This is a genomic window from Isoptericola sp. NPDC055063, from assembly GCF_053608125.1.
Genome location: NZ_JBSGUW010000009.1, coordinates 120,194 through 135,479 on the forward strand (window position 1 = coordinate 120,194; position 15,286 = coordinate 135,479).

Below are 15,286 nucleotides of genomic sequence, written 5' to 3' on the forward strand. Positions count from 1 at the left end.
GCTCACTCTAAGATGCGGGGGCGATGACGTACGAGGCTGAAGTTCGACAGGGCGCGACGCGCCCCGTCGACCTGTACGCGGAACTCTTCGGCAAGCAGGCGTCCACCCTCGAGGTCGTGTCCACCGGGCGGCTGTCCCAGGTGGGCGCGCGGCCCCCGATCCGCACCTACCTCGCGCAGCTGTGGAAGCGGCGGCACTTCCTGTGGGCCGAAGCGCGCGCCAAGGTCACCAGCGGCACGCGCGAGACGCTGCTCGGTCAGGCGTGGCTGGTGCTCAAGCCGATGCTCGACGGGTTGGCGTACTACCTGATCTTTGGCAAGGTCCTTGGGGCGGACACGGGGATCCCCAACTTTCTGGGCTATCTCGTGATCGGCGTCTTCCTGTTCCAGTTCACGACGCAGTGCGTGACTGGCGGAGCGAAGGCGATCCCCAGTGGACGGAATCTGATCCGCGCCTTCAGCTTCCCCCGTGCCTCGCTCCCGATCTCCGTGGTGCTGCGAGGAGTCCTCAACCTCCTCCCGACGCTCGCCGCTATGTTCGTGCTGCTACTCGTTCTCCCGACGCAGGAGGTCTGGAGCCCGGCCGCGTTCCTGTTTCCCGCCGTTGTGGCGCTACAGGTGGTCTTCGTGACCGGCCTGTCGCTCCTGCTGGCCCGAGCAGCGGCCGTGCTGCCCGATTTGAACCAGCTCATCGGCGTCGCCATGCGCTTCTGGCTCTACGGGTCGGCGGTCTTCTTCTCGATCGACCGGTTCTCGAACTACCCGTGGATCGTGGGCGTGATGGAGGCCAACCCCATGTACATGGTGCTCCACTCCGCGCGCGACACGCTGCTCTACGGCGTCGTGCCGAGCCTGTCGACATGGCTCGGGCTGGGCGCCTGGGCCGTCGGGACGCTCGTCGTCGGCTTCGTCGTCTTCTGGCGGGCGGAGGAGTCGTATGGTCGCGTCTGACCTCGTCGACCCCTTCGCCCAGGCGACGGTGGCCGTGCAGGACGTCAGCGTGCGTTACCGCGTGCCGTCCACGGACGCCGCCGAGCGCCGTCGCCGGACGAACCCGATCGTCAAGGCCGCGCGCACCGTGCTCGGCAACGACCCCAAGGTGCTGGTGCGCGCCCTGTCCGGGATCTCCTTCGTCGCCCGGTCCGGGGAGCAGATCGGCCTCGTGGGCCAGAACGGCTCCGGCAAGAGCACCCTGCTGCGCATCATCGCCGGGCTCGAGAACCCCGCCAAGGGCCGCGTGCTCGCCGAGAGCACGCCGGTCCTCATCGGCGTCAACGCGGCCCTCGTGCCGGACCTGTCCGGCGAGGAGAACATCCGCCTCGGCTGCCTCGCGATGGGGCTCACCCCCGCGCAGGCAGACGCTGCCGTCCCGGAGGTCAAGGAGCTCGCCGGCCTCGGCAAGTCCATCTACCTGCCGATGAAGACGTACTCGTCCGGCATGGGTGCCCGCCTGCGATTCGCCATCGCGACGGCGTCCAACCCGCACATCCTCCTCATCGACGAGGCCCTCGCCACCGGCGACGCTGCCTTCAAGGAGCGCAGCGAGGCCCGCATGCAGGGCCTGCGCAAGAGCGCCGGCACCGTGTTCCTCGTGTCCCACGCCGCGCAGACCATCGAGGAGAGCTGCACACGGGCCATCTGGCTCAACCACGGTCGACTCGTCCTCGACGGCCCCGCCGAGGACGTCGCCCTGCGCTACCGCAAGTGGGCCTGGGCCGTGGCGAAGGACAAGCCGGGCGAGGCCAAGCAGATCATCGAGACCGCCTTTGCCGAGCGGGAACAGACCACCGTCCGTGTGGACGAGGTGAGGTCGTCCCGTCTGTACACTGCCCGTCACGTGAGGCCGCCGAAGACGTCGCGGCGTCGCAACCAAGGAGACAAGACGAAGTGACAACCTCGCGCCCGCGCATCATGACGGTGTACGGCACCCGACCCGAGGCCATTAAGGTCGCGCCGGTCATCAAGGCCATCGAGGCGAGCGAAGTGCTCGACTCGATCACCGTGGTTACCGGACAGCACCGAGAGATGCTCGACCAGGTCAACGAGATCTTCGAGATCACGCCCGATCACGACCTCGACATCTTCGAGCACGGGGCGTCGCTGTCGACCATCGTCGCTCGGGTGCTCGAGAGGCTCGATCCCGTGCTGGTCGCGGAGCAGCCCGCTGCGGTTATCGTCCAGGGGGACACCTCCACTTCGACGGCTGCCGCCCTCGCCGCGTTCCACCGCGGCATCCCGGTGGTACATGTCGAAGCCGGTCTCCGGTCGGGCGACATCCTGTCTCCGTTCCCAGAGGAGGCGAACCGCAAGATCACCTCGCAAATCGCGGCGCTGCATCTCGCCCCGACCTCGACCAGCAAGGCCAACCTGCAGCGGGAGTCCGTCGCCGACGACGACATCGTCGTCACGGGCAACACCGTGATCGACGCCCTGCTCATGACGGTCGAGAAGAAGACTCCGTTCAGTGACCCGGCGCTGGAAGACCTTGCAGACTCTGGCAGCCGCATCCTCCTGGTCACCACCCACCGCCGCGAGAACTGGGGCGGCGCGATGGAGGGCGTCGGCAGAGCCCTGGCCCGCATTGCGGTGGCCTTCCCCGACGTCCAGATCGTCCTGCCCGCGCACCGCAACCCGATCGTCCGCGAAGCGGTGTTGCCGCATCTCAAGTGCCTCGACAACGTCACCGTGACCGAGCCGCTGGCCTACGGGGAGTTCACCCGCATGCTCGCGCTCGCAAGCGTGGTGCTGACCGACTCCGGGGGTGTCCAGGAGGAGGCGCCGAGCCTCGGCAAGCCCGTGCTGGTCATGCGCGAGAACACGGAGCGCCCGGAGGCGGTCGACGCTGGCACCGTGAGGCTCATCGGGACGGACGAGGAGCGCATCGCCAGCGAAGTCACCACGCTCTTGACGGATCGTGACGCGTACGAGGCGATGGCGCAAGCGGCGAACCCGTACGGCGACGGCCACGCCACCGGCCGAATCCTGGCAGCCATCGCACACCGTCTCAGAGGCGGGCCGGCCCCGGACGAGTTCGACTGGGTGGAGTCCCGATCATGAGCCCGACGCGAGTCCTCCTCTATGGGTCGTGCGTCTCCCGGGATACCTTCGAACACCTCGCGCAGGACGAATTTACCCTGACGGGGTACATCGCCCGGCAGTCGATCATCAGCGCGTACTACCCACCGCTGGCATACGAGCTCGACCTGTCGGCGATCTCATCGCCGTTCCAAGTCCGGGTCACCCAAGAGGCGCTTCGTGGAAGCCTTAGGGCGACGACGTACCACGAGGCCGGGAGTATTGATCTCGTTCTGTGGGACCTGACGGACGAACGAACCGGTGGCTTCGTCCTCCCTGACGGGACCTTCGTAACTCGCAGCGTCGAACTGGACGCTGCAAGCATCACCGAATCCGTCTCCGCCGACGCCGACCGTTATCTCCCGTTCGGCTCCGACGAACACTTCCAGCTCTTCACCAGTGCAGCCGGGGCGTGGTGGGATGAGTTGTCGTCCCTGGGGTTGGCCTCGCGGGTGCTCGTCCTCGCGCCCGAGTGGGCACCCCATACGACGTCTGGCATTGTGACGCCCCCGAGCTATGGCCTGACGGCCGAGAGCGCAAACTTCCACTTCCAGCGGTACTTCGAGTTCGTGGAGCAGCTCGGCGCACCGGTCGTCCGCATCACGAGGACGACGGCCGATCCAGAACATCAATGGGGAAGCGCTCCGTTCCACTTTGCGAAGCCTGTTTACGACCTGCTTAGTGAGATCATCGGCGAATTCGTCGACGAAATCGTCCACCGGAAGCCCGCCACGCCGGCCATAGGGACTGCTGCACACGGAGTCGGGACTGATCGTCCGCCGCAGCCAGTGCAGGAGCGCGTAGCCGACCCTCGCGCGATGGTGGTCCAGGAGGGCGACGCGCACGCCCCGGCGATCATTTGTTGCGTCCCCCGAGGAATCGGCGCCGCATCGATCAAGGAGATGCTGCCGCAGAGCCTCCAGACCCGCGCGAGGCTCGTCGTTGTCGAGGCCCCTGCCGACGAGGCTGGACACATCGAGCACACCAGCGCGTACGTGCGGACAATTCACGGAACAGTCGGCCAGACGGACCACCCCATCCTCATCGGCGTCGGCTGGGGGGCACCCCTCGCGATGGCAGCGGCGGCTCATATCCATCCGGTCGCCACAGTCCTCTCCGACCCGCGGGGGCTGACAGAAGACGCGCGCCCTGCAGTGCCCACGATCGTCATAGCAACGAAGGACGGACCCTGGTTCGAATCGGACGAGGATCCCTCGCGTGCGCTGGCCGCCATGGCCGCAGCCTCCAAGACAGGCGTCCTTCACCTTGTGTCGACATCCGCTGCACACGCCACGACGGTGCGAGACGAACTCGACCAGATCTCGACCAGCCTCGCTGACGACAAGGAGCCTCTGTCCCGATGAGAGTTCTCATGCCAGTCAGCTTCAACGCCGAACACGGGGGGTTGCACGACCATGTCGAGGAGATCGCTGTCTCCGCGCGTGACCGCGATGTCCAGGTCGTCGTGGCCTGTCGTCCGGGGCCCTTCGCCTCCCGGCTCATCGCCCAGGACATCCCCGTCATCCATGTCGACCTGACCGATGTCGAGGCGGCATGCAATGCGGCACGAGAGGCCGGCCCTTGGGACCTAGTGCACTCGCACCCGTTCGCTGCGCGAGAGTTCGCCGTCGAGTTCACACGCCGTGAAGAAGTCCCCCTGATCGTCACGATGCATGGCTGGTACCTCGACGACATCGCTGAGTGGCACGAATCGGCGGACGCGATCATCGGCGTCACGGGGGCCATCGCCGATCGGCTCAAGTCGGTCCCCGGCGTCGCAAAGGAACGCATACACGTCATCGAGAACCGGATCGGAGCGGCGAAGGTCGGGAGGCAAGCGCCGGGAGGTGCGTCGGGCCCCCTTGTGCTTTCCGTCGTCAGCCGCCTCGACAACGACTTCGGTCAGACACAGGCCGTCATCGAGGAATTCATCCAGCGATCCACAGAGGTCGCAACGGACCGCCCGTGGCACATTCGGATCGCCGGCGATGGGTCAGCTCGAAACCGCGTGGCCGCGGAGCTTGGTGCCCTGGCCCTCGCGCCGGGGGCTCCGGACATCAGCTTTCTCGGCTGGGTGGATGCCCTCGGCCTGCGCAGACTCTACGAGGACTCGTTCGCCACGATCAGCCCTGGCCGGGCAGCGATCGACGCCATCGCCTCCGGCATTCCGACCGTCCTCACGCGCCAGATCGGCACCTACGCGCTATCGCCGATCGGTGACACCGCCACCCTTATCTACGGGACCGAGAACTCCCATGTTTCCGGGGGTTCATTCTTTGATTTCTGCCGCGAACTCGCCGAAGAACCTCAGCGGAGACGAGATTTTCTCGCCTACAGCAGCCGTACCGTAGGAATGAGGCTCAATCCTCAGATGCTGGAATTCCTACTCCTTTCCGTATATGAGAGCGTGATAGGTTTCGGGCGTCGCCCCCAGGCCACGGCGACGCTCCCGGAATCGGCGCCCGAGTTCCAGGTCACGCCGGGCCCTACGAATGTTCTAGTTCAATATACTGGGGATCCCGACGGTCGCGAGTTCGCGTTCTACGTTCTCCATGAGTCGACGCGCATTCGCACAGAATGGTACTCGCCTCAATCCACGATCGAGATTCGCCCCGACGAACTCGCGCAGGTCACGGCCGTACAATGCTTCGTGAAGCACCCCAGTGGGGCCATCGGCCAGACGCATGTGAAGATCTAGGAGCTCACGTGCACGCACACGCAGCGGCCGATCACGCTCAGTGGAAGGCTCCCGTCCAACGGTGGCGGAGCCTTCGCCACTTCCTCACCCCCGATTCGCACGAGGCATCGTTGCACTCCGTGTCCTTTCCCGACGGCGTCGTGGATATGTCGTTCTACGGTCGCCCCCTCGGGGCCGAACACCCGGGAATCGTGCCCATCATCCTGAGCGGCGCGACCAAGGATCGCAACGGGAAGCCAGGGCCGTACTTCTCCGGGCAGGGCATCAGCACCGAGATTGGCAAGCCATCGATCGGCATCGCCGATCCCACCATCACCGACCACGACGACCTCAAGCTGGCGTGGTACACCGGATGCCACGAGTTTCACGCACTCGACGCCATCAGCGCGCTCTTGCGAGGCATCGCTGATCGCTACGATCTCCACCTCCTCCTCGTCGGCGGCAGCGGCGGCGGATATGCAGCACTGCGGTTGGTGGAGGATCTTCGTGACCGCGCCACAGCCTTCGTGTGGAATCCGCAGACGGACATACTCATGTACGAAGCTTCAGCCGTCGCGTCCTATGTGCGCTCAGCCTTCCCTGAACTGGAACTCGGCCCTGACCTCGCCGCTGGCCCGGAAGAGCGCGAAGCGACCCGAAGCATGCTGCGGCGCTCAGGCGTCGACACCATTGTCGGGTCGGTAAGTTCCGCCGGATCGCGAACGCTAGTCCTCCAGAACGTCGATGACTGGCAGCACACCGAGTCTCATGTTCGGCCCTACGCCTCGCGCCGAGGGATGGCTGACGAAGGCGCACACCTCCAAGATGCGCGCGGACAGGTAGCGTTCGGCAATTGGGGGGTGGGCCATATCGCACCACCCAGAGATGTGCTCGTCCTCGCGACGAAGTCGCTCCTGGCCGGGCACACGGTTGACGAGACCTACGCGCAACTCCTCACAGCGTTTCCGGCGATCTTCGACCTTCACCCCATCGACATGGGGTCGGTGAAAAGTCATCACTTCGCCTTGAGTCTGGGCGGCGGAGAACTCCGCGTTTCGTACAACGGGCCGGTCGACGGCTTCGAGTTCGCTTACTACTTCAACGGACCGCATGGCCGCCTCGACCAACGCTGGTACACCGATCAGCCGGACGTCGTCGTGCCGCCTGCCGTAGCAGACCGCACGACCTCGATCTCGTGCTTCGTCCGGAACACTGTTCAGGCTAAGGTCCGCTTCGAGATTCCCGTCCCGGTCCCCGTGGGCTGATCAGGGGCCCACCTCCCGCAAGAGGTATCGGCGCAGCGCGGCATCGTAATGTCGACCGTAGTGAAACGGAGAGATTCCCCACTGGTGCTCGGTGGCGGCCCGTGTCTCGGTCTCGCTATAGCTCCACACAGGCCACCCCGAGCTCGCTTGGGCCTGGCCCACAAGTCGGTCCTGGTAAAGGTTCGATCGTGCGATGTACTCGAGATTCGCCGACGGGAGAGGGGTTCCGTCCTCCAGGACCGTCGCCCATCTGGGCGCATTGATCCTCACGTCTGCCGACCTCGAGGACGCTTCCACGATCTCGACGAACCTCTGGAAGCCCGCAGTCCATCTTTCGAAATGCTCCGCCGATCCAGACTGCACGATTCTATCTTCGGACGACGCCGTGTACCCCGTGAGGAGTTCGTTCGACCGAGTCGCCACACCGCCCGAGCCGTCCACGATGAGATCGAATCTCTCGTCGATCAGGTCAACTACAAGGAGGTCCCACGCTACATCCGTCAACCCGGTGGATAGAACCTTGGTGAGATCCGCCTCGACCATTCGCCGCCTGAAGGGCGACGACTCTCGGGCGGGGTCATATCGTGCGTTCGACCGCTCCGCGAACGCCGAGGCCAATGACGTCCGGGCGAAATAGCCCGCCAGATCGACCCCGTCGTCGGCCCCGAACGTCGCGAAGACGTCTCGGGTCACGCAGCTCCCGACGACCAGCACACGAAGGGTCATCGCATGCTCCGCATCGCCAGCAGACGCGACGCGTCCTCATGGAGGCCATCAACGAACCGGCGGATACCGTAGCGGACCGACACATAGTCCCGCGCCGGTGCGACGAGGGCGTAATACGAGTCCTCGTCCTGGGTCTTCACGATCTGAGCGACCATCGACTCGACGTCCGGGTGCACGACATATTCGGGGTAGATGAACTCTGCGCCCGGCCAAGCCAGAACTAGACCACAGGATCCCGCGGCGAACCCTTCGGCGGGGGCAAGATGAAAGCTCTCGTCGTCACTGACCGAAAGCACCCATCCGGCCTTTCCGATCTCGGAACGCATGTCCGACCAACCGCGGTACGTCACCGAATCCGCGAGTTGGTTCACCTCGATGAACTGATCGCATCGCCTGAAGTAGTCGCGCTGCTCTCCGTCGCGCCAGATCCAGTCCACCTCGTGCGCCGACTTGCCGAAGACATCGAGCGTGTACCGCTCGTCGACCTCTTTGAGTCGTGCCAGGATCTCCAGCGCGCGAAGAAGTCCCTTACGGTCAGGGACTGCACCAACGATCGCCAGCCTGTTCCATTTCTCCTCCCACGGGTACTGGGCGTACGCGTCGACGTCAACCCAGTTCGGGAGCAGTCTCGCCTTGGAGCGAGGGATAGAAAACACGCGCAAGAAATCTTCGAGAGTCTTGACGGACACCGAGATGAAGCGATCGACACGATCCATTGCAGGGTCAAAACCGAAATCGCGTTCCAGTTCGAACCGATGACCCCGCACGATCAGAGGCTGATCTTGCCGGACATGCCGGGCGTACCAGACCACGTTACCCAGGAGCCAGTCGCAGAATACAATGTCTGCCCATGCGACGAGTCGTTTGGAGCGCGCAAGCTCGTGCCTTTCATGGCCGGTCCACTCGTCGATCGCCACGTCGAAGTGGTCGGAAAGGGCCGGCAGTGCACCCTTGATGAACTTGAGGTCATAACCGGCGATGAGCAGGCGAGGCTTGATCGCACGGAGGAACTTGTCGTAGGTCCCATCTCGGCACACCTCGTAGAGCTCGCGCAGCCTCGCCTTGAAGCCCTCGTGGCGGATCAATGCGTCGTGAGTGAGGAGGAACGACTGCAGGTCGCAGAACGTCTTCTGGGAGATCTCTCCGCGACGCCGACTGTAGAGGCCCAGCAGCGCTTCCCGCACCCCGATCGTGCCGCGGGCGGCGAGGTAGTCGATGCCCAGCGCGCTCAGAATCCTCTGCACCTCGGACCAGACTGTGAGGTGGTCGCGCAAGGCACTGTCGGTATACGTCTGGGTAGACGAACGGTCTCCCGCCACTCGCCGGTTATAGACGAACGTTGGGACATCGACATAACGAACCACGTCGGCGACGCTCAGCACCTGCGCGAGATAGATGGTGTCCTCACCCATCCGCACGTCCTCGCGCCACCGCACGTCGTTCGACCGGAGGATCGAGGTACGCACGAGCGAGGGGCAGGTCGTGCTCTGCCCTCCGATGATCCGTGCTGCGAGGTCGTCCCTGCTCGTCAGGTCCTGGGCATCTGCAAGCCTGTTGGCGGGGATCCGTGCGCCGAGGTCGTCCTCCACCTCCAGCCAGCCTCGCACGAGGTCGGCGCTCTCGCGTAGTGCCACCTCTAGGAGGGCCTCCACCCCGTCGGGCAGCATTTCGTCGTCGGCGTCGTGGAAGTAGACGAACTCCCCGCGAGCGGCATCGACTCCCATGTTCCTCGGGCGCGACGGCGACCCGCTGTTGGTCGACGAGGTGAGCAGGCGCCAGTCCGGTCGGCGGCCCACCCACCTGGCGACCACCTCACGAGTCCTGTCGGTCGAGCAGTCGTCGATGATGAGGACCTCGACATCAGACCGATGCGCTGCGAGCCGCGCGACTGACTCCAGCGAACGCTCGATCTTCGACTCGGCGTTGTAGGCAGGGATAACAACCGTGAGTACCGGTCGTGAATCGCTCATGTGTTCCCTCAAACCCGGTAGACGTTCTCGTGGACCTTGCCGTGGACGATCCCCTCGATAGGCAACGCGCCCTCACTGAAGACGAGTGGTACGTCCGTGCCGGCGGTCCCATATCGAAAGCCCCGGTCGCCGACGATCGCGGTTCCGCGGCGCGCGTACTGGGCGTGCAGAAGCCCGGCATCCAGGTCTTCGGGGCTCGGCATGGTGTCGCCGAGCAGGAGCGACGGTCGCGCACTCGCGCACCCCGCAGTCGCCAACGCGTCGACGGCGAAGGACGCCCCGACGACGCTCGTTGCGTCGGAGGCGAAGTCCCGGTAGAAATCCTGCACGTGACTGGCCGGCAGCGAGGGGTCGGTGACGAGGGTCAGGCGCCCCCGCCGTTCCGCGAGCTGGTCTGCCTGCCGCGCGGCATCAGCCGCCTCGTCCCGTGAAGCGACGACGGCGAGAACGTCGACACGCCCGTCGGGCTTGTCGTATGAGATTCCCGCGGTATCGAGGACGGCTTCAAGGCGGCGCGCATAAGTGTGTTCCGACAGGACCTTTGTCAGGGCTGACTCCCGCATCGCGCCCCTGTCCGCGGCCGACAACTCTTGGAGACGCCCCGGATCGCGGTCCAAGAACACCACGTCGTCCCCAAAGAACCGCTCGACACCTCGCGAGTAGTTGCTGACGACGATGGTCCCGGACATTGCGAGCTCGAAGACCCGCCGCGCGAACATCGTAGGCGAACGAGTCTCGGTGTTGAAGTTGAGGCCGAGCTCGTACTCCTTGTACGCCCGAGCGAGCGCTGCGTGGGGGATCGCCGGACGGGTGAACGACTGATACCTCTTCGGGAACACGTGGTTGGGGTCGGAGTCCCCGTAGAAGCGGTCGTGGATCACCACCTCAGTGCCGGAACCAATCAGGGAGTCGAGGATCGAGGACATCGCAGCGCTTCGTCCAACATGATTGGCGTACCAACTGCCCGCAAAGATCGCACCGGGACGCCTCTCCGCGGGCGCGTTCGCCGGGTTGTAAAGCAGAGGCTGCGCCGCGAACGGCAGAGCGTGAACGCTTGCAGCACCCCACTCGTTTCGATAACGATCAACACAAGCCTCGTCCGTCGTGAAGATGTGGTCGAACATGAGCGCCGTCTTCACAAAGTCGTGGCGCCGGTCGTCGTAGTGGCTCGGGTCCTCCTTGTTCCAGAAGACCGTCGGGATGCCGCGGCTCCGGCAGTGCTCGAGGATCTCAATGAGGGTCTTGCGGTTCTCCTGGGACCAGGCATCGCTCGCGTAGACCTGCCCGCGCCACTCCCGTTCCGGGGTCGCTCCCGTCCACGCAGACTCGCAGAAGAAGATCTCCGGCGCGTGCTGCTCGAACTGCTCCTGCCAGCGTTCGGGATGGATCGACACGACGTCGCACTCGAACTTGAACGAGTTATAGGTGAAGGGGTCTGCCACCATCGCCATGCGCACGTGGCGTGCAGTGCGCGGGCGCTTCGCACGCGCGTCGATCTCCCGAACGCGCATCCTGTTGAGGATCTTGTACTCGGCGTTTCGAGAGTCGCGACCAATCTCCAGGCGAACCGTCGACGTGCCTTCTGGTACGTCGAGCGTGAGCAGGTTCTTGACGCCCGGCGAGTAACGGAGCGGGAGAGGGTCGGTGTCCGGCACGACACGGCCGCCGTTCGATGCACGGAACTGTGCCGTCAGTCGAGCGGCGTGAGCATCCACGGACTGGGAAGGGGACCGCAGATCGACCTCGACGGCGAGCCGACCGGACTGGCGTACAGGAACGGCAAGGTGGATGGGCGGGCCCGAGAGCGAGACCAGCGCGGCTGCGTCCGCGGCCTCCTCCGCACGCACGTACCACGAGTGGCCCACGGCGGGCGGTCCCTGGCGTCGCACGGATTGAAGCCGGCTTGGGGTCTTGCTCGGGGTCTCGCTCGACCCCTCGCTCTGATGAGCGATCTGTCCTCCGGTACTCGCATCGGACGGCACGGAGCGGTCGCGAACCTGTGCCGCCCGCGCGGCGGTCGCGGCCTCGGAGGCCGATCGACCGGCGTCGGTGGCAGCAGCCGTCGCCTGGCGCGCGGCCTTCTCGACCAGCTGCAGCCTCGCCTTCAGCTGATCGTTCTGATGGACCGCCCTGCGGGACTCGGCGTGGATCGCGAGCAGGTAGCGGCGCTGTGAACGTGCGTGGACGGACACGAGCGCTCCGACGATCGTTCCGACGACTCCGATCACGAGCGCCGCGAAGCCGGAGTCCAGAACGACGAAGACGACTAGAGCAATGGCCCACGCACCCAGGACAGTTCCCGCCCCCGACGGTGAAACCGCGTTCGCGAGGACGCGCGCTCTGGTGCGCAGAGCACCCCTGACGGACATCAGCTCACCGACACGCGGCTGACCGCGCCACGAGTGTCGATCAGTCGCGCGAAGGCCGACGCCACCGCTCCGTTGTCCACGAATTGATCGTGGTCGACGAGCAGGACAGCGACATCCGCGTGCTCCACCGCCACGTCAAGGTCGACGAGATCGACGTTGGCGCGCTCGGACAAGCCGGCGGGGAGAGCCGAAACGTGCGGCTCGACGACGAGAATCCTGCTGGTCGGAAGTGCCGCGAGGGATTCGACGATGCGCCGTGCGGGAGATTCCCTCATGTCGTCGATGTTGGCCTTGAACGCGAGGCCGAGGGCGGCGATGGTGGGCGACTCGATCCCCTCGACGGCGGCGACCACCTGGTCGATAACCCACTGCGGCTTGCTGTCGTTCACCTCGCGCGCGGTGCGGATGAGGCGCGCCTGCTCCGGGTCGGCGTCAACGATGAACCAGGGGTCCACGGCGATGCAGTGCCCGCCCACACCGGGGCCCGGCTGCAGGATGTTCACGCGCGGGTGGTGGTTCGCGAGGCGGATGAGCTCCCAGACGTCGACGCCCAGCTTGTCCGCGATGAGGGAGAGCTCGTTGGCGAAGGCGATGTTGACGTCGCGGTAGGAGTTCTCGACCAGCTTGGCCATCTCGGCGGTCACGGCGTCGGTGAGGAGGATCTCGCCCTGGCAGAAGACGGCGTACAACTCCTTCGCCATCTCCGCCGCCTCGGACGTGAGACCTCCGACGATGCGGTCGTTGGTGACCAGCTCGATCATCACGCGGCCGGGCAGCACCCGCTCCGGGCAATGGGCCACGTGGATCTGCGGGCGCCCGTCGGCCCCGTCCAGGGAGAGGTCCGGGCGAGCCTCCAGCGCCCACTCAGCCATCTTGCGCGTCGCCCCAGGCGGCGAGGTGGACTCGAGAATGAGGAGCTCGCCGCCCTGGAGCTGCGGGGCCACGGCCTTCACCGCTGCCTCGATGTAGGACAGGTCCGGCTCGTGGTCGCCCTGGAAGGGCGTGGGCACCGCGATGATGAAGGCGTCCGCCGGCTCGGGGGTGTCCGTCGCGCGCAGGGTGCCGTGCTGGACCGCGCCCGCCACGTAGGTGGCGAGATCCGGCTCGACGAAGGGCACGTCACCGCGGTTGATGGCCTCGACGTTGGACGGCTTCACGTCCACGCCGACCACCTTGACGCCCTTCGACGCGAAGATGGCGGCGGTGGGCAGGCCGATGTAGCCCAGCCCGATCACTCCGACGGTGTTGATCTCCATCATGTGTCCCTGTTCAGACGAGGACGTGCCGGTCGGCACGCCCGTAGAAGGCGACCGAGCCGCTGGCGAGCAACTCGGCGTCGGTGACGGTCCACGTGTGCCGGCCCTCGCCGGAACGCACCTGGACGAAGTTGAAGCGGTCTGCGGAATAGACACGCGCGCCACGGTCCACGACCCGGCGGAGGAACTCGGTGTCCTCGCCCCTCGCGGTCTCCCCGAAACGGGCCACGGTGGCGACGGCGCGACGCACGACGATAGTCGGTCCCATGACGAAGTCCGTGAACCGGTGCTCCCGCTCCGCGAACCGCAGCACGGTGGCGTCGTGGCCCTCGAGGTACATGTAGTGGGCCTGCTTGCCCACCACCTCGGCGCCGCTGTAGTCCAGCGCGTACAGCTGGTCGGAGAGGTACTCCGGGCCGTACAGGTCGTCGTCGTCCATCTTGGCCACGACGTCGCCGTCGGCCGCGTCGACGAGCCGGTTGAGGCAGCCGCCCAGCGGCACGTCGGAGCCCGCGTGCAGCAGCACGAGGTCCTCGACGCCGGCCTCCTTCGCACGCACGCGCAGGTCCGCCTCGTCGACCTCGAACCCGTGCGTGAGCAGCGCGAGCTGCAGGTCGACGCCGCGCTGCGCGCCGACGGTGCGGAGCACGTCGTCAAGCCGGTGCGGCCGGTTCGTGGACACGAGCGCCGTGACGGACGGGCGCGGCACCGCGGCCGCGTCGGCGAGCCCGACGTCGTGCAGCACGCGCTGCGCCCGCGCGCCGTAGGTGTGCTCGCGCCAGATGCGCCGCTGCCCGCGGTGGACGGCGCGATCGCGCAGCTCGGCCGAGCGCACCAGGGCGCGCACCGTGTCCGCGGCCTCGGCCCGCGTCGTCACCGCGAAGACCTCGTCGGCGGGGAAGAACTCGCCCGTCGCGGCGCTGGGCGCCGTGACCACGGGGGTGCCGCACGCCGTGATCTCGAATATCCGGCGGGCGCACATGCTCGGCGAGTCCACCACCGAGTTCACGTTGAGGAACGCCTTGTAGTCGCGGTAGGCGGTGAGCATCTGGGCGTAGTCGAGCGACCCGACGACGCGCGAGCCGAACGGCTCCGGGAACTCGTACTGGTCCCCCTGCCCGCGGAAGCGCGAGAAGATCTCCAGCCCGGTGGCCATGCGCGGCGACACGTCGAGCGCGCCGCCCAGCAGCATCTCCGCCTGCTCGCGACGCTCCGGGTACTTGTGCGCGAACCACGTGCCGGCGAACGCGACGTCGCGCCCCGGGCCGTCCCCGTGCGTGCGCACGGGGTTGTGGATCGCGGGCTGCGCGCCGAACTCCAGCACGCCCACGCGGTCGTGGCCCAGCCGCTCGCGGTAGGCGTCGAGGCGCCCGACGTCGGTCGTGTAGACGCGGTCGAACAGCGCCGCCGTCTCCACGAAGTCGTCGAAGTGGACCGGGTCCTCCTTGTTCCAGAAGACCGTGGGGATACCGCGCTCACGGGCGCTGTCGAGCATCTCGACGAGCGCGGGGCGGGGGGCCGACGTACCGGTGAGGTGGTACTGCCACGCCCCGCCGTTGCCGCGCCACGCCGACTCGACGAACACCAGGTCCAGGCCGTCGAGCTGCGCGCGCCACGACGATGGCTTGAGGAGCACCTGCTGCCACTCGTACCCGAAGGCAAGCCGCGAGAAATCGTCCAGCACCACGCCGACCCGCAGATCGCGGGCAGGCTCCCTGCGCGGCATCGCCCACGCGTCGAAGGTGAGCCCGTCCGCGGTCCGACGTCCGGCGCCACGCACCTGGTCCCCGACCGCGCGGCGCTTGCGCAGGAAGCGCCGCAGCTGCGCCGGGCCTCCGTGCCGCAGGTGCCACACGGCCTTCCGAGCGGTCGCCAAAGACACGCGTCGGTCGGCACGAGCGGGCATGCAGTCAGTCCTCGTTCGGTGAGCCGCGTCGTCACCCGGAGGG

11 protein-coding genes are annotated in these 15,286 nt (G+C 66.5%); 6 read left to right on the plus strand and 5 right to left on the minus strand.

Annotated elements, in window-relative coordinates:
• Positions 1–23 precede the first annotated feature (23 nt).
• The 6 genes from ACWF41_RS12665 (at position 24) to ACWF41_RS12690 (ending at position 7,016) form a co-directional block, all read left to right on the plus strand.
• Positions 24–950 (plus strand): ABC transporter permease, encoded by a 927-nt coding sequence (locus ACWF41_RS12665; protein ID WP_380320842.1) that lies wholly within the window; start codon positions 24–26, stop codon positions 948–950.
• A complete protein-coding gene (locus ACWF41_RS12670) occupies positions 937–1,890 on the plus strand; it encodes an ABC transporter ATP-binding protein (RefSeq protein WP_380320845.1) in 954 nt (317 codons plus the stop codon). Before ACWF41_RS12665 ends, ACWF41_RS12670 begins: the two co-directional genes overlap by 14 nt.
• A 20-nt stretch (positions 1,891–1,910) precedes the next feature.
• Entirely contained in the window at positions 1,911–3,056 is a 1,146-nt protein-coding gene (gene wecB, locus ACWF41_RS12675) for a non-hydrolyzing UDP-N-acetylglucosamine 2-epimerase (protein ID WP_380320857.1), read from the plus strand.
• Positions 3,053–4,438 (plus strand): DUF6270 domain-containing protein, encoded by a 1,386-nt coding sequence (locus ACWF41_RS12680; RefSeq protein WP_380320848.1) that lies wholly within the window; start codon positions 3,053–3,055, stop codon positions 4,436–4,438. The genes wecB and ACWF41_RS12680 overlap by 4 nt, the downstream gene beginning before the upstream one ends.
• An 8-nt stretch (positions 4,439–4,446) precedes the next feature.
• Positions 4,447–5,772, plus strand: a complete 1,326-nt coding sequence (locus tag ACWF41_RS12685; RefSeq protein ID WP_380320851.1) for a glycosyltransferase family 4 protein — start codon at positions 4,447–4,449, stop codon at positions 5,770–5,772.
• Positions 5,773–5,891: 119 nt separating this feature from the next.
• Positions 5,892–7,016, plus strand: a complete 1,125-nt coding sequence (locus ACWF41_RS12690) for a hypothetical protein (protein ID WP_380320854.1) — start codon at positions 5,892–5,894, stop codon at positions 7,014–7,016.
• Here ACWF41_RS12690 and ACWF41_RS12695 read toward each other — a convergent pair whose 3' ends face one another.
• Genes ACWF41_RS12695 through ACWF41_RS12715 form a run of 5 tightly spaced genes read right to left on the minus strand, consistent with a single transcriptional unit; the run spans position 7,017 to position 15,219 of the window.
• The gene (locus ACWF41_RS12695) at positions 7,017–7,742 is read right to left on the minus strand and encodes a DUF6270 domain-containing protein (protein ID WP_380346942.1); all 726 of its coding nucleotides are present in this window, start codon (positions 7,740–7,742) and stop codon (positions 7,017–7,019) included.
• Positions 7,739–9,712: a glycosyltransferase gene (locus tag ACWF41_RS12700; protein ID WP_380321960.1), complete on the minus strand. Its 1,974-nt coding sequence runs from the start codon at positions 9,710–9,712 to the stop codon at positions 7,739–7,741. The genes ACWF41_RS12695 and ACWF41_RS12700 overlap by 4 nt, the downstream gene beginning before the upstream one ends.
• An 8-nt stretch (positions 9,713–9,720) precedes the next feature.
• Positions 9,721–12,081 carry a CgeB family protein gene (locus ACWF41_RS12705; RefSeq protein WP_380321963.1) on the minus strand — a complete coding sequence of 787 codons (2,361 nt, stop codon included), beginning with the start codon at positions 12,079–12,081 and terminating at the stop codon, positions 9,721–9,723.
• A complete protein-coding gene (wecC, locus tag ACWF41_RS12710; RefSeq protein ID WP_380321966.1) occupies positions 12,081–13,340 on the minus strand; it encodes a UDP-N-acetyl-D-mannosamine dehydrogenase in 1,260 nt (419 codons plus the stop codon). The genes ACWF41_RS12705 and wecC overlap by 1 nt, the downstream gene beginning before the upstream one ends.
• 10 nt (positions 13,341–13,350) lie before the next feature.
• Positions 13,351–15,219 (minus strand): glycosyltransferase family protein, encoded by a 1,869-nt coding sequence (locus ACWF41_RS12715; RefSeq protein ID WP_380321997.1) that lies wholly within the window; start codon positions 15,217–15,219, stop codon positions 13,351–13,353.
• Positions 15,220–15,286 lie beyond the last annotated feature (67 nt).

Coding starts and splice junctions, on each gene's coding strand:
- ACWF41_RS12665 (WP_380320842.1), top strand. CDS start 24: ATGACGTACGAGGCTGAAGTTCGACAGGGCGCGACGCGCCCCGTCGAC.
- ACWF41_RS12670 (WP_380320845.1), top strand. CDS start 937: ATGGTCGCGTCTGACCTCGTCGACCCCTTCGCCCAGGCGACGGTGGCC.
- wecB (WP_380320857.1), top strand. CDS start 1,911: ATGACGGTGTACGGCACCCGACCCGAGGCCATTAAGGTCGCGCCGGTC.
- ACWF41_RS12680 (WP_380320848.1), top strand. CDS start 3,053: ATGAGCCCGACGCGAGTCCTCCTCTATGGGTCGTGCGTCTCCCGGGAT.
- ACWF41_RS12685 (WP_380320851.1), top strand. CDS start 4,447: ATGCCAGTCAGCTTCAACGCCGAACACGGGGGGTTGCACGACCATGTC.
- ACWF41_RS12695 (WP_380346942.1), bottom strand. CDS start 7,742: ATGACCCTTCGTGTGCTGGTCGTCGGGAGCTGCGTGACCCGAGACGTC.
- ACWF41_RS12700 (WP_380321960.1), bottom strand. CDS start 9,712: ATGAGCGATTCACGACCGGTACTCACGGTTGTTATCCCTGCCTACAAC.
- ACWF41_RS12705 (WP_380321963.1), bottom strand. CDS start 12,081: ATGTCCGTCAGGGGTGCTCTGCGCACCAGAGCGCGCGTCCTCGCGAAC.
- wecC (WP_380321966.1), bottom strand. CDS start 13,340: ATGATGGAGATCAACACCGTCGGAGTGATCGGGCTGGGCTACATCGGC.